Raw genomic sequence first — 24,257 nt, 5'->3', positions numbered from 1 at the left:
CATACAGGACTGTAGTGACGCGGCTGTGATGACATGACTTTCATGACCTGACTTTCATGACATGACTTTCATGACATGAGTTTAATGAAAGACTGCCGCTGCAATACGCAAGAGCCCCGCCAATTGGCGGGGCTCTGTGTTTCTGGCTGGCTGACACTCGGCATCAATCGCCCAGGTTACCGCCCTTCTTCTTGCCCTTGGCGGCCGACTTGCTGGTCGCCTTGCTGCTGTCTTTGCTGGCGTCTTTGCTGGCAGAATCCTTGCTCGCCGGTTTCTTGTCAGTGCTGGGCGCTTTCTTGCTAGAAGCTGCCTTGCCGGCAGGCTTGGCCGCTGGTTTGCTTGATGCTTCCTTGCTGGCTGGCTTGGCGGCGGACTTGCTGGCCGCTTCCCCTTTGGCGCTGGCCTTGCCGGTGGCAGCACCTTGAGGCGCGGTGGCGGTTGATCCAGCCTCAGCAGTCTTGGCAGCGGCTGGCGCCACCGTCGGCTCCTTGAGCAGGCTCAGCCGTTGGCCGATTTCCTGCCACAGGCTGCGATAGCTGACCGCCGGTGAGCTGTTGCGCGAGAAAGTCCCGATGGGCTTGCGCTCGATTCCCATGCGCTCGACCACGCTGGAATACGGGATAAAGCCACTGAGCTGCAACGGATAATCCTGCTTGAGCGATTCCATCACATCCTTGTGCAATGTCTTGCGGCGATCCACCAGAGTGAAGAACGGCCAGACGGGCACATCGAGATCGATCTCGGCCAGATAGGCGTTCAATTGCTCCAGGGTACGCAGCGACAGAACCGTGGGAATGATCGGCACCAGCAGGGTATCGGCAGAGGCGAAGACCTGCTCGGAAAGACTGGAAATGCTCGGCGGACAATCGAGGATGACGAGGTCGTAGTCATCGCGTACCGGCTTGAGGACCTTGCGCAGTCGGGTGCGCTTCTCTTCCTCGAGTATGTGGTCGAGATTGCGGTAGGAGAATTCCGCCGGCAGGACATCCAGGTTCTGATAATCCGTGGAACGGATCACGCGGGACATGTCCTGCTTGCCGCTGATCAGCTTCTCGACCCCGCCCTTGAGCTTGGGCTTGGTACGCACGTAGAAGGTCGCAGCGGCCTGCGGATCAAGATCCCACAGCAACACACGCAGGCCACTGTTGGCGGCACAATGCGCCAGATTGATGGCAGAAGCAGTCTTGCCCACGCCCCCTTTGATGCTGTACACCGCAGCGATTTTCATGGCTCCCTCCCGTCATTCCAGTTTGTGCAACGTTAGCACAATCCGGCGCCATGTCCCTGACTGACAACGGCGAAACGGGAGAAAATGATATGACAGTTTTATGTCAGACAGGCTCTCGCTCATCGACCAGGCCGCGCTTGAGCAACTGGTTCGTGAGGCGATTGAGCAACAATCCGTACATCGGCAGGAACAGCAATATCGAGATGGCCAGCTTGATCGCGTAATCCACCCAGGCGATCTCGATCCAGTGAGCCGCCATGAAAGCATCGGGCCCATTGCGGAACGCCACCGAGAAGAAGGCAAAGGTGTCAGCGAGATTGCCGAACAATGTCGACGCCAACGGCGCGATCCACCAGTGGGCATTGCGACGCAGACGATCGAACACCTGAATGTCGAGCAACTGACCGATCACGTAGGCAATGAAGCTTGCCAGCGCGATACGGGCCACGAACAGGTTGAAGTCAGCCAGTGCCTCTACCCCGGCAAAGCTGCCCGCCTGAAACATCACCGACACCATGTAGCTGACCAACAGCGCCGGCAGCATGACCAGCGCAATGATGCGCCGCGCCTGATGCTTGCCGAACAGACGCACCGTCAGATCCGTTGCCAGGAAGATGAACGGGAAACTGAAGGCGCCCCAGGTGGTATGGAAGCCGAACAGGGTCATCGGCAACTGCACCAGGTAATTGCTGGCGGTGATGATGAGGATGTGAAACAGGGCCAGGGCGACGAGTGCGCGCTGCGTCTGGGCAGACGAGAGGAGTAGCATTGCAGGTCCTTTTTGGATCAAAGCCGTCGTCCAGGGGTGAGGGAACCCTGTCACGAGCGTGTTGAGGTTTGCGTCGTTGATGCTGACATCAGCTGCCATGGCCTGACATCGGCCTTGACGCCTTGTCGCAGCGATTGAGCGCTGCAGGCATGCGTCAGCCGACATGCTTCACTGACAACCGCCGCGAGGCTTGCACATCGCCAGAACGCAAAATGGCCGCGCATCGTATCACGATGCGCGGCCATTGACAGGTACCTGCGGGGAAAATCTGGCCAGATGGTCAGGCCGTCAGTCTCCCCCGGCGCCCCTTACGTTGCAAAGACAGCGATGCAATGAAATCCATGCAATGAAAGCGAGTGTCAGAGTCACTTCTTCCAGATGCTGGCATCGACCTTGCCCTTGAGCTCCGGGAACTGCTCCGGATCAAAGGTCGGCTCCTTGCCGGCCTTATGCTGACGGTCGTAATCCTTGAAGATACGGAAGGCCAACGGCGACAGCAGCAGGATGGCGATCAGGTTGATCAAGGCCATCGCGCCCATCGACAGATCAGCGAAGTTCCAGATGTTCTTCAGGCTGGCGACAGCACCGAGCATGACCATGCCGAGCACGGCGAAGCGGTAGACCATGATGACGGCCTTGGCGTTCTTCTTGCCGGCGATGTACTCGATGTTGGACTCGCCATAGGAGTAGTTCGCCACCAGTGAGGTGAAGGCGAACAGCAGAATGGCGATGGCCACGAAGCCGCCACCCCAGCTACCGACCTGTGAGGACAGCGCTGCCTGGGTGATCTGGATGCCGTCATTGCCGCCATCGTTGCCCAGGGTGCCGCTCATGATGATGATGGCCGCGGTCGCGGTGCAGATGACCAAGGTGTCGATGAACACGCCCAGCATCTGGACGAAGCCCTGGGACGCCGGGTGCTTGGTGGTCGCCATCGCGGCGGCGTTCGGGGCGGAACCCATACCCGCTTCGTTGGAGAACAGCCCCCGCTTGATGCCGTTCATCATCGCTTGGGCAATGGTGTAACCCAGCGCGCCACCTGCGGCCTGCTCAAGACCGAAGGCACTGCGGAAGATGGTGCCCAGCGCCGCCGGCAGCTCGGTGATGTTGATGGCCACGACGAAGATGGCCAGCAGCAGATAGAGCAGCGCCATGAGCGGCACGATCAGCTCGGCGGTACGCGTGATGCGCTTCATGCCACCGAAGATGATCGGCACCATGACCACGACCAGCACCACCCCCATGATCCACGGCGGCACGCTGAAGGCCTGCTCCATGGCCAGTGCGATGGAGTTGGACTGCACTGAGTTGAAGGCCAGACCGAAGGCGATGATCAGACACACGGAGAACAGGATCGCCATCCAGCGCTGACCGAGGCCCTTCTCGATGTAATAGGCCGGGCCACCACGGAAGGTGTTGTCATCGTGGGAGACCTTGTAGGCCTGCGCCAGGGTGGACTCGATGAAGCTGGTGGACATGCCGACCAGCGCCGTCATCCACATCCAGAAGATGGCGCCCGGGCCCCCCAGGGAAATCGCCACGGCAACACCGGCAAGGTTACCGGTACCGACGCGCGCCGCCAGAGAGGTCGCCAGTGCCTGGAAGGAAGAGATGCCGCCTTCGCTGCCCTGACGAGACGTGGCCAGCAGCTTCCACATATGTCCGAAATAACGGAACTGGATACCCTTGGTCATGACCGTGAAGAAGAGACCCGCTCCAATGAGCAGGTAAATCAATACACTGCCCCACAGCAGGCCATTGCCTGCATCGATCAACGCCAGAATCGGCGCTGGAATGATGGACGTTGTTTCCGACATGTCGGTCTCGCTTTGGCGGGTTTTTGGTCTTGTCGACGCTGCCAGGGCAACGGAAAGCCCATGGCTTTCCTGCGACTGACAGCGAGCAACCACTACGATCGGGCTGCTCGACATGCTTTGGTGAGCGCCATTCTTCATATCCCACGGGGATAAGCAAGAAGAGCCCACTGTAAAGCGGACTTCTACGCCCGAATTCTAGGGGAAAAATAGCGCAACGGCGGTGTTTTTCACTGCCACCTAGACTTTAGATGAACACGGTAATGTTTCACGTCTTGTTTGGCTCGGGCATAATGCGCCCCCTTCCGGAAGTCGCCGCCTGCCAGTGGCGGCCCAGGACTTATCGGGCGCAGGCTCGCGACTCATCGATTGCCGTTGCGCAACGGCGATCCCGCGAGTGTGCGCTGCGATCAGGCGGTGCAACTCCCTGACACCCACGCACCATAACCGCCATAACGGCACCCGGTAGCGCGCTTTGTCCCGGCGCCTGCCTTTGATTACAGGTGATACATGGAACTGACCAGCTACGCGGCGTCCCCGCTTTCGCTGCTCGCCCCGATCATAGCCATCGGTCTCGCAATACTGACACGTCGTGTCATGCTCTCCCTCGGGCTGGGTATCGTGTCAGGCGCCCTGCTGCTGAATGATTTCTCGCCGCTCGTCACGCTGCACTATCTCTGGCAGCAGCTGGTGGCCGTCTTCATCGAGATGCCGGACAGCGGTCAGCTTGCCGAGGCCAGCCTCAACAGCTGGAACGTCTATATCCTGCTGTTCCTGCTGGCACTGGGAGCCATGGTCGGCGTGATCACGCTGGCAGGCGGCACCCGTGCCTTCGGCAACTGGGCGCGGGCGCGTGTCACTACCCGCCGTGGCTCGCAGCTGATGACCGTGCTGCTGGGGGTATTCATCTTCATCGATGATTATTTCAATAGTCTGGCAGTGGGCAATATCTGTCGTCCGCTGACCGATCGTCAGGGGCTGTCGCGCGCGCGCCTAGCCTATCTGATCGATTCCACCGCCGCGCCCATCTGCGTGTTGACGCCGATCTCGAGCTGGGGTGCCTACATCATCAGCCTGATCGCCGGAATCCTGGCGACGCACCACATCACGGATGTGAGTCCGTTCGGTGCCTTCCTCGAGCTGTCCGCCCTCAACTACTACGCGATTGCGGCGCTGGTGCTGGTGATCGCCTCGGCGTGGTTCGACATCAACTTCGGTGCCATGCGCCGTCATGCCATCGCGGCGCGCGACGGTGAGCTTTTCGATGCCAAGCGCGGCAATCCGCCGGGCAACACTCACGTGGAAGAATCCGAGCGTGGCCGCCCCATGGACCTGCTGATCCCGATCATCGTGCTGGTCATCGCGACCTTCTTCATGATCGTGCAGACCGGCGCCAGCGCACTGGCCGCCGAGGGTGAGGCCTTCGGCCTGATTCGCGCCTTCGAGCTGACGGATGTCGCCAAGTCGCTGATCATCGGCGGCGCCATCGGCCTGCTGGCCGCGGTAGTGATGCTGCTGCGTCATCGCATGGGCGCTGGTCGCAGCCTGAGCGCCATCGCCCAGGGCGCCAGCTCCATGCTGCCGGCCGTCTATATCCTCGTCTTCGCCTGGTTGCTGACCGGCATCATCGGCTCTCTGGGAACCGGCCAGTACCTGGCCACGCTGGTCGAGGGCGTCGTGTCTCCAACCTGGCTGCCGATGCTGCTGTTCGTGCTCTCCGGCCTGATGGCCTTTGCCACCGGCACCAGCTGGGGCACCTTCGGCATCATGCTGCCCATCGCCGGTGACATGGCGGCCGCCACCGAGCTCGCCATGATGTTGCCGATGATGGGCGCGGTGCTGGCCGGCTCCGTGTTCGGGGATCACTGCTCGCCGATTTCCGACACCACCATCCTGTCCTCGACGGGGGCCAGCTGCCATCACATCGATCACGTGATGACCCAGTTGCCCTACGCCCTGCTGGGTGCCGCTATCTCGCTGATCGCTTACCTGGTGATGGGCCTGACCGACAGTACCCTGTTCGGCTGGTTGAGCCTGGCGGGTCTGCTGGTCATCAGCATTGCCTGGCTTGCACGCCGCGAGATGGCCAATCCGGTCGTGGCACGCACCTGATGCAATAATCGCTGCCTTGCTGAAAAAAAGCCCCCGCCATGTCTCATGGCGGGGGCTTTTTCATTATTGGAGCAGCGCGGGCCGCGTCATGCGTCCGCGATATCACTTCTTCGACTCACGCGCTACGTGCCTCACTCGCCTGACCGACGCCCGCCTCGCTCAGCGCCTCACGCACATCTTCCAGGCTTGAGGGGTCATCTATCGTCGAGGGCACCTGGTATTGCTCGCCCGCGGCGATCTGACGGATCATCTTGCGTAGTATCTTGCCTGAGCGCGTCTTGGGTAGACGCTCGACGATCAGCACCTCCTTGAGCGAGGCAAAGGCCCCGATTTCCTGGCGTATCCGCTGGGCAAGCTCGGCGCACAGGCTGGCTTCATCCCCCTGCCAGCCATCCTTGAGAATCACCAGTCCCAACGGCATCTCGCCCTTGAGCGAATCCTCGATGCCGATCACCGCACATTCCGCGATCGCGGCATGTGCACCGAGCACCTGCTCCATTTCACCCGTCGACAGGCGATGCCCCGCCACGTTGATGACATCGTCAATGCGTCCCATCACGAACAGATAGCCCTGCTCATCGAAGTAGCCGCCATCACCGGACAGGTAATAGCCGGGGTAGGCGGCAAGATAGGCAGCATGGAAGCGTCCGGGGTCCTGATAGAGTCCGGTCAGGCAGCCCGGCGGCAGCGGCTGACGCAGCACGACATTGCCCTGCTCTCCCATGGGCACCTCATCCCCCATGCCATCGAGAATCTGCACATTGAAGCCCGGCAACGGCCAGGTGGCGCTACCGGCACGCGCCTCGGCCGGCGCCTTCACCTCGCGGCTGCCTTCGGTGAACATGTCGAGGCCCAGCAGGTTGCCGGCGATGGGCCAGCCGGTTTCGGTCTGCCACCAGTGATCGACGACCGGCACCGGCAGGAGATCGGCGAGCCAGTGATAGGTCGGCGGGTCCAGTCGCTCTCCGGCCAGGAACAGACTGCGCAGGCTGGAAAGGTCGTAATTGGCCATATGACTGGCTTCCGGGTCTTCCTTCTTCATGGCACGAAACGCCGTCGGCGCAGTGAAGAAGCAGTTGATGCGGTATTCCTCGATCAAGCGCCAGAAGGCTCCGGCATCCGGGGTCTTGACCGGCTTGCCCTCATACATGACGGTACTGGCCCCCATCAGCAGCGGGCCATAGACGATATAGGAGTGCCCGACGACCCAGCCGATGTCCGAGGCCGCCATGAAGGTATCCCCGGGGCGGGTCGCATAGAGAAGCTCCATTGAATAATGCAGCGCCACGGCGTAACCGGCGTGATCACGCATCACTCCCTTGGGCTTGCCGGTGGTGCCGGAGGTATAGAGGACATAGAGAGGTTCGCTGCCCAGCATGCTGACCGCTTCGGTGGCCTGGGCGCTGGCCAGACATTCATGCCAGTCATGATCACGCGGCCCGAGTGTCGCCCGCTGCTGTTCACGCTGCAGGATCAGACAGGCTTGCGGGGTATGCTCGGCAAGCTCGATGGCTTCATCCAGCCAGGGCTTGTAGGGAATGATGCGATCGACTTCCACCCCGCAGGACGCCGCCATGATCACCTTGGGCGCGGCGTCATCGATACGTACCGCCAGCTCCTTGGGGGAAAAGCCGCCGAAGACCACTGAATGCACCGCCCCGAGACGTGCACAGGCCAGCATCGCCATCATGGCCTCGGCGACCATCGGCATGTAGAGCACGACACGGTCGCCCTTCTCCACCCCGAGATTGCGCAATGCCCCCGCCAACAGGGCCACCTCATCACGCAGCTCACGAAACGTGTAATGCCGCTTGCTCTGGGTGACCGGCGAATCCCAGTACAACGCGACCTGATCCGCGCGCCCATTGGCGACATGATGATCCAGCGCGGCATGGCAGATGTTCATCTCGCCATCGATGAACCAGCGTGCATGCTGTTGCTCATCCCAGGCCAGAATGGTCTGCGGCGGGCGAAACCAGGCGATGCGTTGCGCCTGCTCAGCCCAGAAGTCTTCTGGCGTCTCGTTGGCTCTCGCCGTCAGAGCTAGATAACGCTCGCGTGCACAGGAGTGATTGGCGTCGGGCATGGCGTACCTCGTGATCCACGAATGGCTTTGTGGGCATCTCTTGCCTGCCCTGACGCAAGGCCTTGTCTCCGGGGCCCGTTGACCGGACCTCTTTTCATGTCGTCATTGATGTCGCTCGCCAACGGCGATGCGACAGACGACGATGGAGGAAGGACAGGCAGTACAGAGACACCTGAACCGATAGTTACGTTGAAACCTTAGGCCAAAAATCGCCCTTCAAACGTGCTCGGCTCACCGTTTTCAGCGTCTGATGGTCTTATACTCAATCCTTGGTCGCAGACGACCTGACAGCATGAAAGGCGTCATTCGCGCAATAAAACATACGCTTGAACGCGGTCTCACAGCAGATGCGACAAAAAGTCAAAGCCTGAGAACGACAAAGTCGATGATTTATCGTTTAAGATTGTCTTGGACGTAGCACGCGGAGTTATTGATCATTCACTAAAACAAGGTTAGGTCATAACAACATGCCAATGGCCCATTGCGTCCCTCGGGATGCACCAAGATAGACCGACCGGGAGAGACCGCATGAACGCAACACTTTCTACAGCTGCAAGGAATAACCCCATGCCAGTGTCCAGCGATGCCATCACCCTGCACCAGGCCGGTGACCGCGTCATCGAAGAAGCCACTGCCCTGCTCAAGGCGATGGGCAACGAGAACCGCCTGCGCATCCTGTGCCTGCTCAGCGACAGCGAAATGTCGGTGAGCGAGCTCAACTCGCGCCTGGAACTGTCGCAGTCCGCGCTGTCGCAGCATCTGGCGATTCTGCGTCGTGAAGGCATGGTGCGGACGCGCCGCGCTTCGCAGACCATCTACTATTCGCTGCAAGGCCCCAATGCCGCAGGTGTCATTCGTGCCCTGCAGGACCTCTATAACTGAAAAAGGGCGCCAGCCGGTGACTGACGCCCTTTGAGGGGAATGTCGCTGAGTCACGCTGATCGTGACCCGCTAGACATCTGTATCACTCGCCGACTCCAACAAGATCGGGCAGGCCACGGAATGGCCTTCCAAGCCTCTTCTCTTCGCCCGCGACGGCAATCTGTCGCTTATTGCTGATGCCAGCGCGACTCCGCATTGCGCTCCAGCACGCGATCCAGCACACGATCCAGACTCGAAGTCACGCCCTTGCCGAAACGGTCCATCACGCGGCGCGGCTTCTCGAGACTCACCTCGAAGATCTTGACCTCTTCCTTCAGATAGCGTGCCAGCAACGCCTGACTGGTACCGACCTCGTCGATCAGACCGATATCGATGGCCTCACTGCCATACCAGATATCACCCTGGGACACTGCCTCGACGTCCAATTGCGGGCGACGGCTGCCGACATGCTGCTTGAACAGCTCATGGGTGCGCGCCAGGTCCGACAGGAACTTCTCACGCCCTTCTTCACTGTTCTCGCCGAGCATGGTCAAGGTGCGCTTGTAACGCCCCGCCGTCAGAATCTCGACATCCACATCATGCTTCTTGAGCAGACGGTGCACATTGGGCACCTGCGCCACGACACCGATCGAGCCGATGACCGCAAAGGGCGCTGCCACCACGTGGTCCGCCGCACAGGCCATCATGTAGCCGCCACTGGCCGCGACCTTATCGACCGTGATCGTCAGGCGCGCGCCACTGGCACGCAGACGGTCCAGCTGTGCCGCGGCCAAGCCATAGGCATGCACCAGGCCACCACCGGACTCCAGTCGCAGCACGACCTCATCCTGCTGACCCAGCACGCCTTCCAGTGCCGTGATCTGCTCCGCCAGGCTTTCCACACCGCTGGCCTTGATGTCGCCGACGAAGTCGAGCACGAAGACCCGACGCCCACGCGTACTGGCCGGCGCATCGTCCTTGTCCGCATTGTCGCCCTTGTTGGCTTTCGCCTTGGCCTTGAGCGATTTCTTAAGCGCCTTGGCTTCCTGCTTGTGCTTCTTGGCCCGCGCCTTCTCCTTGGCGGCGTACTCGGCCTCTTCCAGGCCGGCGTGGCTCAATTCGCGTTGATAGCCCTTGATGCGCTCATGCCAGGGACGAATCTTCAGCTTGGGCTGGCGCTCCCCCGCTTCCCCCTGTCGTGCACGTGCAATGATGAGCACGATGGCCGCGATCGCGACCACTACGGTGATCGCCTGGGCCAGAAATAGGCCGTACTGTGAAATCCATTGCATGCACTTGCTCCTGAAACATTGAAGAAGGTGTCTGATCTCTCGCCTGCACGTGAGCGGCGAACGCTCGCTCTCGAGTGCATGGTTGTCAGGCAGAAGGTCAAGGCATCTGCCACACGACCAGGACCCCATAACGAAATCACCGGCTAAAGGGCCGGTGCGGGATGGTACTCGATATGGGGGCAAGCTTGCCCGCCTGCAAGGCTGGCAAGCGCTTGGGTAGATTTCATACTACTCGTATTGTCATGGGACTGGCGTACCGCCTGCGCGGGCTCTCAAGGTGGCCTGGATGCCATCCGTACGTTGTCTCTGTACGCTACTTCTGCACATTATCTCTGCACGTTACTTCTACAGGTTCAGAGCTGGGCGCTGAAGCGCGGAACACGCCAGATCGATCACACGACTTGATTGGAACGCTCGTTTGAAATAGTCTGATGTCAGTCTTGAAGGTCAGCAGCGTGATCACTTCATGGTGAGCAAGGTGATGAACGACACCTTCCCCCTTGCCATGCACGTCATCTTTCCCCGTGATCATTGGCCTTTCTCCACCGCTAGCACTGACAAGGAATATCACCATGGCCGACGCCAACGCCGTCATCGACATGCTCAAGAGCCGTTTCAACCCCGAAGCTGCCAAGGGCATGGATGAGGTCTTTCAATTCAACATCACCGACAGCGATGACTACTACATGGTCGTCAAGGACGGCACTCTGGACGTCGGCGAAGGTGAGCACGATGACCCGTCCGTGACCCTGAGCACCGACAGCGATACCCTCAAGGGCGTGATGAAGGGCGAAGTCGACGGCATGCAGGCCTTCATGACAGGCCGCCTGAAAGCCACCGGCAACATCATGCTGGCCACCAAGCTGACGTCTCTGTTCCCGAACAAGTAAGCGTCTGCTTGAGCAGGTGCATCGTTGCGAACAAGCCCGATGGTAAGGTTCGCTTTATGCACCAGCCAAAGAAAACGCCCCGACCAATGGTCGGGGCGCTTTCTTTGGGGAGAGGCGCGCACTATCAGCGGCCCGTCGCGACCGAGCGCAGGAAGTTGTCGATCAAGGCATGCGAGATCGAGAACTTCGGTGGCAGCCCCGGCAAGTCTTCCGGCGTGAACCACTGGGCATCCTCGATCTCGACACCATCGATGGTGATGTCGCCACCGGCATATTCCGCGTAGTAGCCCAGCATGAACGAGTGCGGGAACGGCCACGACTGGCTCTGGAAATAGCTGACTCGCCCGACCTCGACACCGACTTCCTCGTGCACCTCACGCCGCACGGCTTCCTCGGCACTTTCACCGGCTTCGATGAAGCCCGCCAGGGTCGAATACATGCCCGGCCCGAAGCGCGGACTGCGGGCCAGCAACATCTCGCGGCCCCGGGTGATCAGCGTGATGATGCACGGCGAGATACGCGGGTAGCTGCGATGCTGACAACCGGTGCAGTGCATGGCGAATTCATGCTCCAGTCGCTTCATGCGCTTGCCACAACGGCCACAGAATCGATGGTCGCGCAGCCATTTGAGCACCTGCAACGCACTGGAAAGCAGCGGAAACTGATCACGTGGCAGCGTATGCAGCCACTGACGTGCGGCGGGCCAGTCGGCACTGCCATTCTCACCGAACACCGCAATCGGCGCGCCCTGCCATTCCCCGAGGGCCACGGCGCCGCTGGGCCAGTCCGCGATGGGCTGGATGATGCCGCCATCCGGCGCAGGTGCCACGCCATCACGCCCCACGCGAATCAGATAACCATGGCGCTGGGTCACACGCGAGAGATCACGAATCAACATCAGGCGTCGTCTCCGCGGTTGCCTCGGCTGTCCAGACTGGCACCCTCAAGAGTGGCGCCATCAAGACTGGCACTATCAAGACTGCCCAAAGCATCGATCGAGAGGCGATCGAACAGGCACTCATCCGCCTTGCCGCGAATCTCTTCACACCAGGCCGAGTGACGCTCAAGTTCCAGCGCGGAAAGCCCAGGCGTGACCAGACGTGGGCGATCGGCACGCAGGCGACGAACCCCGACGATACCGCCCTCCTCGCCATCGCCTTCCTCTATCACGTCCAGGCCCAGCGCCGTCTGGCCACCGGTCATCGCCAGATAGACATCGCCGAGAATCTCGGCATCCAGCAAGGCGCCGTGCAGCACACGATGCCCGTTGTCGATATCGTAGCGCTTGCACAGCGCATCCAGGTTGTTGCGCTGTCCGGGGTGCTTCTCTCGGGCCAGCTTCAGGGTATCGAGAATGGCGCAGTGATCGGCGACCGGGCCCAACGGGTTGGCACGCCCGGAATTGATCAGCCCGAATTCGTGATCGATGAAGCCCACATCGAAGGGCGCATTGTGGATGACCAGCTGGGCACCCTTGATGAAGTCCCAGAAGGCATCGGCAATCTCGGCGAAGACCGGCTCGTTGGCGACTCGCTCATCGGTGATGCCGTGTACCCCGATCGCCTCTGCATCGATCAAGCGCTCAGGATTGACGTACTGATGGTAGGTGCGTCCGGTCAGGCGGCGGTTGATCATCTCCACCGCGCCGATCTCGATCAGGCGATGGCCTTCCTTCGGATCGATACCTGTCGTTTCGGTATCGAGAATAATCTGACGCATCTCAGACCTCTTGGTAAACAGTGACAGCTCCCTGATCGATCCGCCTCAAGCTTCGGGCCGCGCATCAGGGTGCCTCAATATCGGATCCTGCATGTCCGTGCTCAAACACGACTGGCCACCGTGCTCGGTGTACCTGCCAGCCGAGGCACTCAGCGGCGGCGCTGCATCTCGTCGATGGCCTCGTTGGCCAGCGCATCGGCGCGCTCGTTGCCCTCATCGCCGCTATGCCCCTTGACCCAGCGCCACTCGATATCATGACGCTCACTCTGGGCCAGCAGTGCCTTCCACAGATCTTCATTCTTGACCGGCTGCTTGGCTGCCGTCTTCCAACCGCGCTTGACCCAGCCGTGCACCCACTTGGTGATGCCGTTCTTGACGTATTCGGAGTCGGTCCACAGCACCACCTGACAGCGCTTGGTGAGCGCCGTCAGCGCCTCGACCGCCGCCATCATCTCCATCCGATTGTTGGTCGTCTGGGCCTCGCTGCCATTGAGTTCCTTGCGATGCTTGCCACTGACCAGAATCGCACCCCAGCCACCCGGCCCCGGGTTGCCACGACAGGCACCATCGGTGTGGATGACCACGCGAGTCGGCGCCGCCTTGGATTCGGACGTCGCAGCAGCGGAGGGATTCTGGGGTTCGGACGTGGATGCACTCTGGCTCACAAACGGCACTCTCGACAAAGGAAACGAAGACGGGCAAGTGCGACGGCGCTGGCTGTCACGACAGGGGCAAGCCTGGCTCTCAGAGGCGGGGCTTGGAAACCGCTCCCTGACAATCACTCTCCGGGAGCCCCCGCGGCAACAGCAGGCCTTGCCACAATGAGCGTCATTCTACCCACTCGCATCCAGCATGGCCAAAGTCCCTGTGTTTTTTTACAGCTTCCGTCAGACTGAAGCCTTGAAGAAAAGGGAGCCCTGCAGCGAGCCCTCGAGCTAGCCGCGCTCGGACAGGTCTCTGCGCGACTCACCCTTCACATGCCCCTCCCGGGAATGCACCCGCGTGGCCTGGCCGATGGAGACACCGGGGATAGCGACTCGCGGTCGCTTGGCATTCAAGGGTTGCACGTACCCGACATTGCGCCGCGCCCGTATCAACATCAGGCTGCCCAGCGGCAGGTTGTAGCGGCGCCCCATGCGTTCAAGCCAACCGTGTCGCAGGCGTAGCCCCGGCAGGTGGAAGCCGGCATAGTCGATACGCTCGATCTCGAAATCCACGAAGGCCAGCCAATCGCGCAGAGCCGCCGGCGTTCGCCAGCTTCCCTCCCAGGGAGTGATGTGGCGACGCCGCGGGTCCAGACGCAGCAGCCCCTCGCCAGATAACGGCTGCCAGGCGACGATGACCAGACAGCCACTGGAGCGCAGCACGCGGGCCGCCTCGCGTAGCAGACGGTGCGGCTCCGGCGCGACCTCCAGCAGATGGTGGAGCATCACCAGATCCATGCTCTCGTCCGGCAATGCCAGCTGCGTCAGCGGGCAGATCAAGGTGGAAGGCGACTCGGCAAGCGCCGCCTCGGGGCTCCATTGGATGGCATGGCGGATGGCGGAGAGTGACAGGAGGTCATTGCCGCCCGGCCCCAGGTTCAGGCTGTGAAAACCGAAGCAACGCTCGAACAGCGGCGCCAGCATCTCGCGCTCCGCCGTCAGGATGTCCTGCCCATCCGGGCCCTCGAAAAAGGCACGCATGGCGCGCACATGGGCACTCAATTGGCGCGCATGCTGGCGCTGGCGCTCCTCGGCGGTCAGGGACGCGCTGGCCTTGTCCGCACCGGAGTCATTCACACCAAAGGGGCCTTTCCACATCTTGCATCTCCCGGGCTTCATGCGGGGAGACACTCCCCACGGCATAGACAGGCTTTGACACTTGTCTACATTCTCACACCATAAGAGGTTTGACACTTACCTGCTGGCTCGTCAGGCTTGTTATCCGGAAAATTCAGATTCCCGCCACGAATCAATCCACTGGGCATCATCGTACTGGCTATTGGCCTTGCGATTGATGGCGCTCATGGACTTTGGCACCGGCGGCCAGTCGTGACTTTTCCTGCTGGACTCTTCTTGTTGGGCTTTTCCTGAAAGACACTTCTTGCAGGACTGGGCATCAGCCACCCGGCGCCTGATCGCACACGGCGAGTCTGACCGGGAACGAAATGCCGACAAGCGAGTCTTGAACAGGACTGCGGGCACCGAGCGTCTCGACACGCCCGGCCCGACACTCAGGATAGAGTGAAGCAAGGTGTTGCCCAACATCCTGCGAATGACCCATAAATATGCGTTGTCGATCATAGAGCATACGGAATGCCCCTCCCGCCCACATATGCGGCCAGGGGAGCGGCCAGGAGCACGACCGTCCTGAGCCGTCTCTGAGCATGACTTTATGCTGCTTTCGACAACTAACTCTCAGTAAGGAGTCGATGGAACCGCCTGCCCATCAGCATTGCAGGCGACGATGACATGCCATGTTCATCTGCTTCAGCCTGGCCGATTCCTCGGCGAGGACGTATGGAGCCCCTTTCGCGTCACTGGCCTGTCATTGCTTCGATCGACGACTGCAAGACATCAAGAGCACCTGACCACCATGATGAGCGTAACGCCCATAGCGGCCTTTCAGGACAACTACATCTGGTTGATACAGAGCGACGACAACCCCCGCGTGGCGGTCGTCGACCCCGGTGATGCACGCCCGGTGATGGAGGCCCTAGAGTCCAGAGGCCTGACCCTCGACACCATCCTCATCACCCATCACCACCAGGATCACACCGGCGGCCTGCCGGAGCTGATCGAACGCTATCAGCCTCGCGTGGTTGGCCCGCACAATCCGGCCATCCACGGTATCGACGAGCGTGTCGGCGATGGCGACAGCTTCCGCCTGCAGGGCCGCCTCTTCGAGGTGATGGAAGTGCCGGGCCATACGCTGGATCACATCGCCTTTGTCAGCTCCGGCATGCCGGGACTGCTGTTCTGCGGCGACACCCTGTTCAGTGGCGGTTGCGGTCGCCTGTTTGAGGGCACGCCGGAGCAGATGCATCACTCCTTGTCACGCCTGGCCGCCCTGCCGGAAGAGACACTCGTCTTCCCGGCACACGAATACACGCTGGCCAATCTGGCCTTCGCCAGTGCCGCCGAGCCGAACAACCCGGCGCGAGACACCCTCAACGCAGAATGTGAGCAGCTGCGTTCACTGGGCCGCCCCACGCTGCCCACCCTCATCGGTCGAGAAAAGCAGATCAATCCGTTCCTGCGCAGTGATGAGGTGGCGCTGCAACGCCACCTCGAACAGGAAGGACGCCTCTCGGCACCCTCGGGTCAGGAAGATTCTCCACTGGCGGCCTTCACGGCACTGCGTCAGTGGAAGGACAACTTCTAGCCCTGCTGCCCGCGTGCCATTGCCCCCGTTCCGACGCCCCCCCCCCAGGTGAGCGGTTGGAGCGCGGCGTGAATGGCATTTCGCGTGACAGCGGGTCGAGAACATTCCTGATCTCGATCAGCCCCCGCAGTCACTGATTCGTGCCGGCATGACCGGCCAGCCGAGCCGCTGCTGACCCATCCAGCCGCGGCTCGCCAGAGAGTATTTCGTCAATGCATCAGCAAGACCTCCGTACCGACGGCCAGATGGCCGCCGACACGCCGTGTCGTGTCACTCCGACCCAGGCCCCCTTCCGTCCGGCTCGACTGCGTCACCTGATTCGCCTCGCCTCTCTGGGCGCCACCCTGTGCCTGATGCCGCTGACCGCCAGCGCCAATTCAGCGATGGTGTCCGGGGTCTCGCCCACCAGTGAATATCAGCGCGCCCCGCTGAACTTCATGGAGGCCGTCGACGCCATTCCCGCGCACTACGACGACGTCTGGGAGCGACTGCGCGCCGGCTATCAGCTGCAGCAGGACACCGGTCGCCCACGCGTGCGCAAATGGATCAGCTGGTATCAGGAGCACCCCCACCACGTGGAGCGTATCGCGGAACAGGCCCGCCCCTGGATTCGCTACGTGACACTGCGCACCGAAGCACGCGGCCTGCCGGCAGAGCTGGCACTGCTGCCCTTCATCGAGAGCGCCTACGATCCGGATGCCGCGCATCCGGGCGGTGCGACCGGCATGTGGCAGTTCATGCCGCGCACCGGTGACGCCATGGGGCTGACACGCAACCGCTGGTATGACGGTCGCAAGGACGTGTTGCTGTCCACGGATGCCGCGCTGGATTACCTGGAGACCCAGGGCGAGCGCTGGTATGACGGCGACTGGGAGCTGGCGCTGGCCGCCTACAATGCCGGTGCCGGCACCGTGAATCGTGCACGCCGCCGCGCCGGTGGCGATGAGGATTACTGGAACATCAAGCTGCCCAACGAGACCATGGAATACGTGCCGAAGCTTCTGGCACTGGCCGCGGTGATTCGCGACCCTGAGGAATATGGGCTCTCGCTGCCGAAGATTGACGACAGGCCGGAAATCGCGGCCGTCGAGACGGGCGGACAACTGGACCTGTCCACCGCCGCCAAGCTGGCCGGTATCAGTGAAGATGAGCTGCGCGCTCTGAACCCGGCTTACAAGCGCTGGGCCACCACGCCGGGTGACAGCTCGCTGGTGATTCCCGCCACCGCCCGCGATACCTTCCTCAGCCAGCTGGCCACGCTGCCTGAAAAAGCGCGCCAGAGCTGGGCCAGCTATCGCGTCAAGCGCGGCGACACCCTGTCCGTCATCGCGCGCCGCAGTGGCCTGACGCTGTCCGAGCTGAAGCAGAAGAACCGCCTCTCGGGCAACACCATCCGCATCGGCCAGGCACTGATGGTGCCGGACCGCGGCGCCTCGGTGGCCACCCAGCTGGCCTCGGCCAACGGCGAGAAGAAGGTGCGCGTGAAGAGTGGCGATTCCCTGTCCTTGATCGCCGCCCGTCACAATGTCAGCACTCGCCAGCTCGCGCGCTGGAACAAGCTGTCATCTGCGGACTACCTGCGCCCCGGCCAGATGCTGACCCTTTACAGCGCCAACTGAGTCAGTCGATTCACGCGTCGTTGCACGACGCTTGATAGGCGATTCCTCAACGCCCCTGCCATCTGCGATGGTGGGGGCGTTTGCGATTCAAACGCCGCAGCATGGCCGCTGACAGGGAACTTCGTTACTCTTGGCGGGGTCGATGCAAGGAGACCGGCCGCAGCCCGGCGCGTGGCGTGCACCTGCTGCACCGCTTCCGCAGTTCTCCTGCGGTTCTTCTTCAGCTCACGGCAGCTCACGATAGTGTGTCGACAGCGGTGTCGTCACACTTGTCGACAACCGCTGAGGAGACCCAAGCAAGCAGAGTTGATGGCGAGTCAGGCGCAAACCAGCCGCTGCCCAGATGCCGGTCATTTCATCACGGCCGCGAGGCCCGGGTCATTCAGTCAAGGAAGTCTTCGATGCAGCGTGTTTCTTCACTCACCCAACGTCGCTGGGCTGCGCTACGTGCGCTATGCCTGGGGGCGCTGATGGTGAGCGGCTCGTTCACTGCCACGGCCAACGCGGCTGAGCCCAATGCAGCCGGGCCCAATGCGAATAGCGAGCAATCGGCCGATTCACGCCCCAGCGCCGAGACGGCGTCAGGCACGCAGGCAACCAGCGCGCAGGCAACCAGTATCCCCACCTCGAACGTGCAGACACCGCTGGACGTCCCGACCGTGCATGGCCTGGCCATCTACGGCGAGCCCGCCCACAAGCCCGGCTTCACGCACTTTCCTTACGTCAATCCAGAAGCGCCGGTCGGCGGGCGCATGACGCGCGCCGCCATCGGCAGCTTCGACTCCACCAATCCCTTCATCCTCAAGGGCAATTCGGTGGCGGGACTCAACTACTTCGGGGGACTGATCTACGACACCCTGATGATCCCCTCCGCTGATGAGCCCTTCACCGAATATGGATTGCTGGCCAGCGGCGTCCGCCTGGCCGAGGACCGCAGCGCCATCGAATTCGATATCGACCCTCGGGCGCGTTTCCATGATGGCGTGGCGGTGACTGCCGAAGATGTCGTCTTCACCTATCGCCTGCTCAAGGATGAGGGCCTGCCGTTCTTCAAGAGCTACTACCACGATGTCACCGGCGTCAGCGTGATCGATGCCGACACCGTGCGCTTCGAGATGGCGCCAGGCGCCGCGCGCGAATTGCCGCTGATCATCGGCCAGCTGCCGGTATTGCCGGAGCACTACTGGAAGAGCCGCGACTTCACGCGCGCCACCCTGGAACTCCCGCTGGGTTCCGGACCCTATCGCATGGCATCTCTGGATGCCGGCCGCCAGGTTCGCTATGAGCGTGTCGACAACTACTGGGGCAAGGACCTGCCGGTCAACAAGGGCCGCCACAACATCCAGACGCTGGTCTACGACTACTACCGGGACCAGACCGTGTCGCTGGAAGCCTTCAAGGCCGGCAGCATCGATCTGCACGTCGAAAGCAGCGCCAAGAACTGGGCGACCGCCTACGACACTCCCGCGCTGCACGAGGGGCGCCTGAAGAAGCTGGAAGTCCCGGACAGCAACCCGGCGGGCATGCAGGGCTTCGTGCTCAACGAGCGCCGTGAGCGCTTCCAGGACCCGAGAGTCCGTGAGGCACTGGCGCTGGTCTTCGACTTCGACTGGATCAACCGCAACCTCTTCTACGGTGCCTACCAGCAGACCCACAGCTATTTCGAGAATTCGGACATGGCCGCGGATGGCATGCCCACCGGCAAGGAACTCGCGCTGCTTGAGCCCTTCAAGGATGAGCTGCCCAGCGCGGTCTTCGACAAGCCCCTGCCGATCGATGAGCCACAGGAATTGCGCCCTCGCCTGCGCAAGGCGTTGGGGCTGCTGCGCGAAGCGGGTTATGAAGTGGTCAAGGGCCAGCTGGTCAGCCGCAGCAGCGGCAAGCCGCTGACGCTTGAGGTGCTCAACTACGACACCCAGTTCGAGCGCATCATCCAGCCGTGGATTCGCAATCTGGCGCGCATCGGCATCAAGGCGCGGATTCGCACCGTCGACGTCAATCAGTACATCAACCGCCGTCGCAGCTTCGACTTCGACGTGGTGGTCGGCAGTTATCCGCAATCCAACAGCCCCGGCAGCGAGCAGCGTGAATACTGGACCAGCGACTATGCCGACGTGGCCGGCTCACGCAATCTGATCGGGCTGAAAAGCCCGGTGGTGGACGCGCTCACCGATGCCCTGATTCAGGCGCAGACCCGCGAAGACCTGCTCAGCGCGACACGGGCACTCGACCGCGTACTGCGTTGGGGCTTCCATGTCGTGCCCCAGTGGCACCTGGCGGCGACGCGTATCGCGCTCTGGAACAAGTTCGGCTATCCGCAGCCCTTCCCGGAATACCAGCTGAGCCTGGACAGCTGGTGGATCGAGCCCGACAAGGATGCATCACTCGAACCGGGAGAATGAACCAGGTGAATAAGCCGGGTGAACATGCCTGCTCAGCAAGCCTGAAGAACACGCTCGGCGCATATGCCAGGCATAGACGCCTGGCGGGACTGACGCCTTGCTGATGCGTCCACGACACCAATAACCGATGTCCCTTGCACCGCACATCAGATGCCGGCGATGAGGGGCACGCAGGGAGATTGCCATTGGGTGCCTATATTCTGCGCCGGATTCTGTTGATGATTCCGACGCTGCTCGGAATCCTGTTGCTGAATTTTCTGATCGTTCAGGCCGCCCCCGGTGGCCCGATCGAACAACTGATGTCACGTCTGGACGGCATGAGTGCCGGTGCCAGCACCCGCCTCAACAGTGGCGGCGGTGATGGTGTCACCAGCGGTGGCGGTGGCTCCTCGACCTATCGCGGCGCCTCAGGGGTCGACCCGGCCTTGATCGAGGAGCTGGAGCAGCAGTTCGGCTTCGACAAGCCGGTCTGGGAACGCTTCACCGACATGGTCGTCGACTACGCGCAGTTCGATTTCGGCGACAGCTTCTTCCGTGATCGCCCGGTGATCGACCTGATGCTGGAGCGCCTGCCGGTCTCCATCTCGCTGGGGCTATGGACCACGCTGCTGGTCTATCTGGTCTCGATCCCGCTGGGTATCCGCAAGGCACTGGTGCATGGCTCGCGCTTCGACATCTGGACCTCCGGCGTCGTCATCGTCGGCTACGCCATTCCGGGCTTCCTGTTCGCGATCCTGTTGATCGTGGTGTTCGCCGGCGGCAGCTATCTGGACTGGTTCCCGCTCAGGGGGCTGACCTCGCCGGACTTCGAGGAGCTGTCCACCGCCGGCAAGATTCTGGATTACTTCCATCACATCGCCCTGCCCGTGCTGGCCTCCGCCATCGGCAGCTTCGCGACCCTGACGATGCTGACCAAGAACAGCTTCCTGGACGAGATCCACAAGCAATACGTCCTGACGGCACGCGCCAAGGGGGCCAGCGAGAACCGCATCCTCTACGGGCATGTCTTTCGCAACGCCATGCTGATCATCATCGCCGGGCTGCCCGCGGCGCTGGTAGGCATCTTCTTCACCGGCTCGCTGCTGATCGAGGTGATCTTCTCCCTCGACGGCCTGGGACTGCTCGGCTTCGAGGCTGTCCTGCAGCGCGATTACCCGCTGATCTTCGGCACCCTGTATCTCTATACCCTGATCGGTCTGATCCTGAAGCTGGTCTCTGATCTGATGTATGTGTGGATCGACCCGCGCATCGACTTCGCGACACGGGAGGCCTGATATGCGTCACGAGACAACGCTTCACGAGACACCCGCTCACGACGTAAGCGACGAAAGCCAGCAAGCGAAGCAACGCCCGCGTGCCTCACGCCTGTCGCCCATCACCCGACGGCGCATGGCGGCCTTTCGTGACAACCGTCGCGCCTGGTGGTCGCTGCTGATCTTCGGCGTGCTGTTCGTGCTCTCGCTGGGGGCCGAGCTGATCGCCAATGACCGTCCGCTCCTGGTCGAGTATCAGGGCGAGACCTATCTGCCGATGCTGCACGAGTATCCGGAGACCACCTTCGGCGGATTCCTGCCCACCGCCACCGACTATCGCGACCCCTATGTGATCGAGGCCATCGAGGCGCAGGGCTTCATGCTCAACACCTTGATTCCCTACTCCTACGACACCCTGGATCTGAATCTGGGCTCTCCGGCGCCGTCGGCCCCCAATGGCCGTCATTGGCTGGGCACCGATGATCAGGGCCGTGACGTGCTGGCGCGCGTCATCTATGGCTTCCGGCTGTCGGTGATCTTCGCGCTGGTACTGACGGCGGGCTCGCTGGTGCTGGGGGTGGTGATCGGTGGCGTGCAGGGCTACTTCGGCGGCAAGGTCGACCTGATCGGCCAGCGTCTGATCGAGGTGTGGTCCGGCCTGCCGGTGCTGTTCCTGTTGATCATTCTCGCCAGCATCGTCGAGCCGAACCTGTGGTGGCTGACCGGCATCATGTTGCTGTTCTCGTGGCTGGGCATCGTCGATATCGTGCGCGCCGAATTCCTGCGCGCTCGCAATCTGGAATACGTGCGTGCCGCCCGGGCCATGGGTCTGCCCTCGCGGCTGATCATGTGGCGTCATGTGCTGCCCAACGCGATGGTCGCCACCCTGACCTTCATCCCCTTCCTGTTCACCGGCGCCATCACCACCCTGACCGCGCTGGATTTTCTTGGCTTCGGCCTGCCAGCAGGCTCACCCTCGCTGGGCGAGCTGGTCGCCCAGGGCAAGAACAACCTGCAGGCACCGTGGCTGGGCATGACCGCCTTCCTTAGCCTCGGCATCATGCTGACGCTGTTGGTCTTCATCGGCGAAGGGCTGCGCGATGCCTTCGACCCACGTCATATCAGTGACCGGGAGCAGAACGCATGAGTCATCCCTCTTCACCTGCGGACAACACCGGCACCGCTGCCAGCGTGCTGAGACTCGACGATCTCTGCATCCGCTTCGGCCAGACACCCGTCGTCAGGCATCTTTCCCTTGAGGTCCGACGGGGGGAATGTCTGGCCATCGTCGGCGAGTCCGGGTCGGGCAAGTCCGTCAGCCTGCTGGCGAGTCTTGGCCTGCTGCCGGGGCATGCCCATGTCACCGGGCAGCGCGAATTCACGCGGCCTGACGGCAAGACGCTGGATCTCGCCGCCCTGACGCCACGCCAGTGGCAGCGGGTGCGCGGCGGCCAGATCGGTTTCGTGTTCCAGGAGCCGATGACCTCGCTCAACCCGCTGACGCGTGTCGGCGAACAGATCAGTGAAAGCCTGCGCCTCCAGCAGGGACTGCGCGGCAATGCCGCCCGCCAGCGCGTGCTGGAACTGCTCTGCCAGGTGCAGCTGCCGCGTCCCGAGGAGTTGATCGACGCCTGGCCACACCAGCTCTCCGGCGGGCAACGCCAACGCGTGATGATCGCCATGGCGATGGCCAATCAGCCACCGCTGTTGATCGCCGATGAGCCGACCACGGCGCTGGATGTCACCGTGCAGCAGGAGATACTCCAGCTGCTGGATCGCCTGCGCCGCGACCAGGGCATGGCGATGGTCCTGATCAGCCATGACCTCAATCTGGTGCGCCGTCATGCCGACCGCGTGATCGTGATGCGCGACGGGGAATGCATCGAGCAAGGGCGCGTCGACGAGGTATTCGATGCGCCACAGGCCGATTACACCCGCGAGCTGCTGGCCGCCGAACCCGAAGGCCTCGCCAGCGACTTGAGTGCCGAGGACGCCGCGACACCGGTTCTCGCCGCGCGCAAGCTGGAGGTGCGCTTCGCTCGCAGCAAGAAGCTGTTCCAGAAGCGCCCAGCGGACTTCGTCGCCGTTCATCCGCTGGATCTGACACTGGCCCGCGGCGAGACGCTCGGCGTGGTCGGGGAATCGGGGTCCGGCAAGACGACACTCGCCCTGGCGCTCTTGAAGCTGCAGGCCGCCAAGGGCGAGATCCACCTCGAGAACGAACGCATCGATACGCTGGATCGCAACACGCTGCGCCTGCGTCGCCGTCAGATGCAGATCGTCTTCCAGGATCCATACGGCTCGCTGTCGCCACGCATGCCGGTGGCGGACATCATCAGTGAAGGTCTGCGCTTTCATCATCCAACGCTCAGCGAAGACGAGGTTCGCCAGCGTGTGGCGCAGGTGCTGGAGGAAGTCGAACTGCCCTCGGTATGTGCCGATCGCTATCCCCACGAGTTCTCCGGCGGCCAACGTCAGCGGATTGCCTTGGCGCGCGCCCTGATCCTCGAGCCCAGACTGCTGGTGCTGGATGAGCCGACCTCGGCACTGGACCGCAGCGTGCAGAAACAGCTGATTGCCCTTCTGCGTGAACTCCAGACACGCCGTGGCCTGAGCTATCTGTTCATCAGTCATGACCTGGCGGTGGTACGCGCGCTGTCCCATCGGGTGATGGTGTTGCGTGAAGGACGCCTGGTGGAGACGGGCACGACGGCAGAAGTGCTCGGCAACCCCCGCGAGGACTATACGCGCGCCCTGATACAGGCCGCGGGGCTGGCCTGAAACGCTCTGACACGCTCTGCCATGGCCTGACCAAAGCCGATTGGGCTGACCTGACCTGCTCTATC

General features: G+C 62.0%; 18 protein-coding genes. 9 read left to right on the top strand and 9 right to left on the bottom strand.

The annotated features are described in order from the left end of the window. Positions 1 to 163: 163 nt before the first annotated feature. From U0O11_RS07790 to U0O11_RS07780, 3 genes are all read right to left on the bottom strand, one after another. Entirely contained in the window at positions 164 to 1,228 is a 1,065-nt protein-coding gene (locus U0O11_RS07790; protein ID WP_324692383.1) for a ParA family protein, read from the bottom strand. 103 nt (positions 1,229 to 1,331) lie between these two features. After that, on the bottom strand, positions 1,332 to 1,997 hold the full coding sequence (locus U0O11_RS07785) for a 7-cyano-7-deazaguanine/7-aminomethyl-7-deazaguanine transporter (protein WP_043332715.1): 666 nt from the start codon (positions 1,995 to 1,997) through the stop codon (positions 1,332 to 1,334). Positions 1,998 to 2,362: 365 nt separating this feature from the next. Continuing rightward, entirely contained in the window at positions 2,363 to 3,814 is a 1,452-nt protein-coding gene (locus U0O11_RS07780; protein WP_043332717.1) for an alanine/glycine:cation symporter family protein, read from the bottom strand. Positions 3,815 to 4,321: 507 nt separating this feature from the next. Between U0O11_RS07780 and U0O11_RS07775 the strand changes: the two genes are divergently transcribed. After that, on the top strand, positions 4,322 to 5,923 hold the full coding sequence (locus U0O11_RS07775) for a Na+/H+ antiporter NhaC family protein (RefSeq protein ID WP_287021035.1): 1,602 nt from the start codon (positions 4,322 to 4,324) through the stop codon (positions 5,921 to 5,923). Positions 5,924 to 6,038: 115 nt separating this feature from the next. On the opposite strand, the gene U0O11_RS07770 is transcribed toward U0O11_RS07775, so the two are convergent. Then, a complete protein-coding gene (locus tag U0O11_RS07770; RefSeq protein ID WP_324692382.1) occupies positions 6,039 to 8,009 on the bottom strand; it encodes an acetate--CoA ligase in 1,971 nt (656 codons plus the stop codon). Between the two features lie 567 nt (positions 8,010 to 8,576). Here U0O11_RS07770 and U0O11_RS07765 point away from each other — a divergent pair. Beyond that, positions 8,577 to 8,891, top strand: coding sequence for an ArsR/SmtB family transcription factor (locus U0O11_RS07765; protein ID WP_054556050.1), 315 nt, complete (start codon positions 8,577 to 8,579; stop codon positions 8,889 to 8,891). Between the two features lie 167 nt (positions 8,892 to 9,058). Here U0O11_RS07765 and sohB read toward each other — a convergent pair whose 3' ends face one another. Continuing rightward, entirely contained in the window at positions 9,059 to 10,162 is a 1,104-nt protein-coding gene (gene sohB / locus U0O11_RS07760; protein WP_153635683.1) for a protease SohB, read from the bottom strand. Positions 10,163 to 10,734: 572 nt separating this feature from the next. On the opposite strand from sohB, the gene U0O11_RS07755 reads away from it, so the two are divergent. Continuing rightward, on the top strand, positions 10,735 to 11,052 hold the full coding sequence (locus U0O11_RS07755; protein ID WP_043332726.1) for an SCP2 sterol-binding domain-containing protein: 318 nt from the start codon (positions 10,735 to 10,737) through the stop codon (positions 11,050 to 11,052). Between the two features lie 124 nt (positions 11,053 to 11,176). On the opposite strand, the gene nudC is transcribed toward U0O11_RS07755, so the two are convergent. The 4 genes from nudC to U0O11_RS07735 form a co-directional block, all read right to left on the bottom strand. After that, a complete protein-coding gene (gene nudC / locus U0O11_RS07750; protein ID WP_107334885.1) occupies positions 11,177 to 11,950 on the bottom strand; it encodes an NAD(+) diphosphatase in 774 nt (257 codons plus the stop codon). Then, positions 11,950 to 12,771, bottom strand: coding sequence for a DNA polymerase III subunit epsilon (gene dnaQ / locus U0O11_RS07745; protein WP_153635682.1), 822 nt, complete (start codon positions 12,769 to 12,771; stop codon positions 11,950 to 11,952). The genes nudC and dnaQ overlap by 1 nt, the downstream gene beginning before the upstream one ends. 149 nt (positions 12,772 to 12,920) lie before the next feature. Next, positions 12,921 to 13,355 carry a ribonuclease HI gene (gene rnhA / locus U0O11_RS07740; protein ID WP_054556047.1) on the bottom strand — a complete coding sequence of 145 codons (435 nt, stop codon included), beginning with the start codon at positions 13,353 to 13,355 and terminating at the stop codon, positions 12,921 to 12,923. 351 nt (positions 13,356 to 13,706) lie between these two features. Further along, positions 13,707 to 14,573 (bottom strand): class I SAM-dependent methyltransferase, encoded by an 867-nt coding sequence (locus U0O11_RS07735; RefSeq protein ID WP_172978657.1) that lies wholly within the window; start codon positions 14,571 to 14,573, stop codon positions 13,707 to 13,709. Positions 14,574 to 15,348: 775 nt separating this feature from the next. On the opposite strand from U0O11_RS07735, the gene gloB reads away from it, so the two are divergent. The 6 genes from gloB (at position 15,349) to U0O11_RS07705 (ending at position 24,192) form a co-directional block, all read left to right on the top strand. Then, on the top strand, positions 15,349 to 16,137 hold the full coding sequence (gene gloB / locus U0O11_RS07730; RefSeq protein WP_107334887.1) for a hydroxyacylglutathione hydrolase: 789 nt from the start codon (positions 15,349 to 15,351) through the stop codon (positions 16,135 to 16,137). A gap of 212 nt (positions 16,138 to 16,349) precedes the next feature. Next, complete coding sequence (locus U0O11_RS07725) at positions 16,350 to 17,756, top strand: LysM peptidoglycan-binding domain-containing protein (protein ID WP_242007784.1); 1,407 nt, start codon at positions 16,350 to 16,352, stop codon at positions 17,754 to 17,756. A gap of 401 nt (positions 17,757 to 18,157) precedes the next feature. Then, the gene (locus U0O11_RS07720) at positions 18,158 to 20,158 is read left to right on the top strand and encodes an extracellular solute-binding protein (protein WP_242007783.1); all 2,001 of its coding nucleotides are present in this window, start codon (positions 18,158 to 18,160) and stop codon (positions 20,156 to 20,158) included. Positions 20,159 to 20,343: 185 nt separating this feature from the next. After that, complete coding sequence (locus U0O11_RS07715; protein WP_107334889.1) at positions 20,344 to 21,432, top strand: microcin C ABC transporter permease YejB; 1,089 nt, start codon at positions 20,344 to 20,346, stop codon at positions 21,430 to 21,432. Position 21,433: 1 nt separating this feature from the next. Beyond that, positions 21,434 to 22,558, top strand: coding sequence for an ABC transporter permease (locus U0O11_RS07710; RefSeq protein WP_153635679.1), 1,125 nt, complete (start codon positions 21,434 to 21,436; stop codon positions 22,556 to 22,558). After that, complete coding sequence (locus tag U0O11_RS07705) at positions 22,555 to 24,192, top strand: ABC transporter ATP-binding protein (protein ID WP_153635678.1); 1,638 nt, start codon at positions 22,555 to 22,557, stop codon at positions 24,190 to 24,192. The genes U0O11_RS07710 and U0O11_RS07705 overlap by 4 nt, the downstream gene beginning before the upstream one ends. Positions 24,193 to 24,257: the final 65 nt, after the last annotated feature.

It is taken from the genome of Cobetia sp. D5 (genome assembly GCF_035666195.1).
Lineage (GTDB): Bacteria > Pseudomonadota > Gammaproteobacteria > Pseudomonadales > Halomonadaceae > Cobetia > Cobetia amphilecti.
This window is presented reverse-complemented; position numbering and strand designations above follow the sequence as displayed.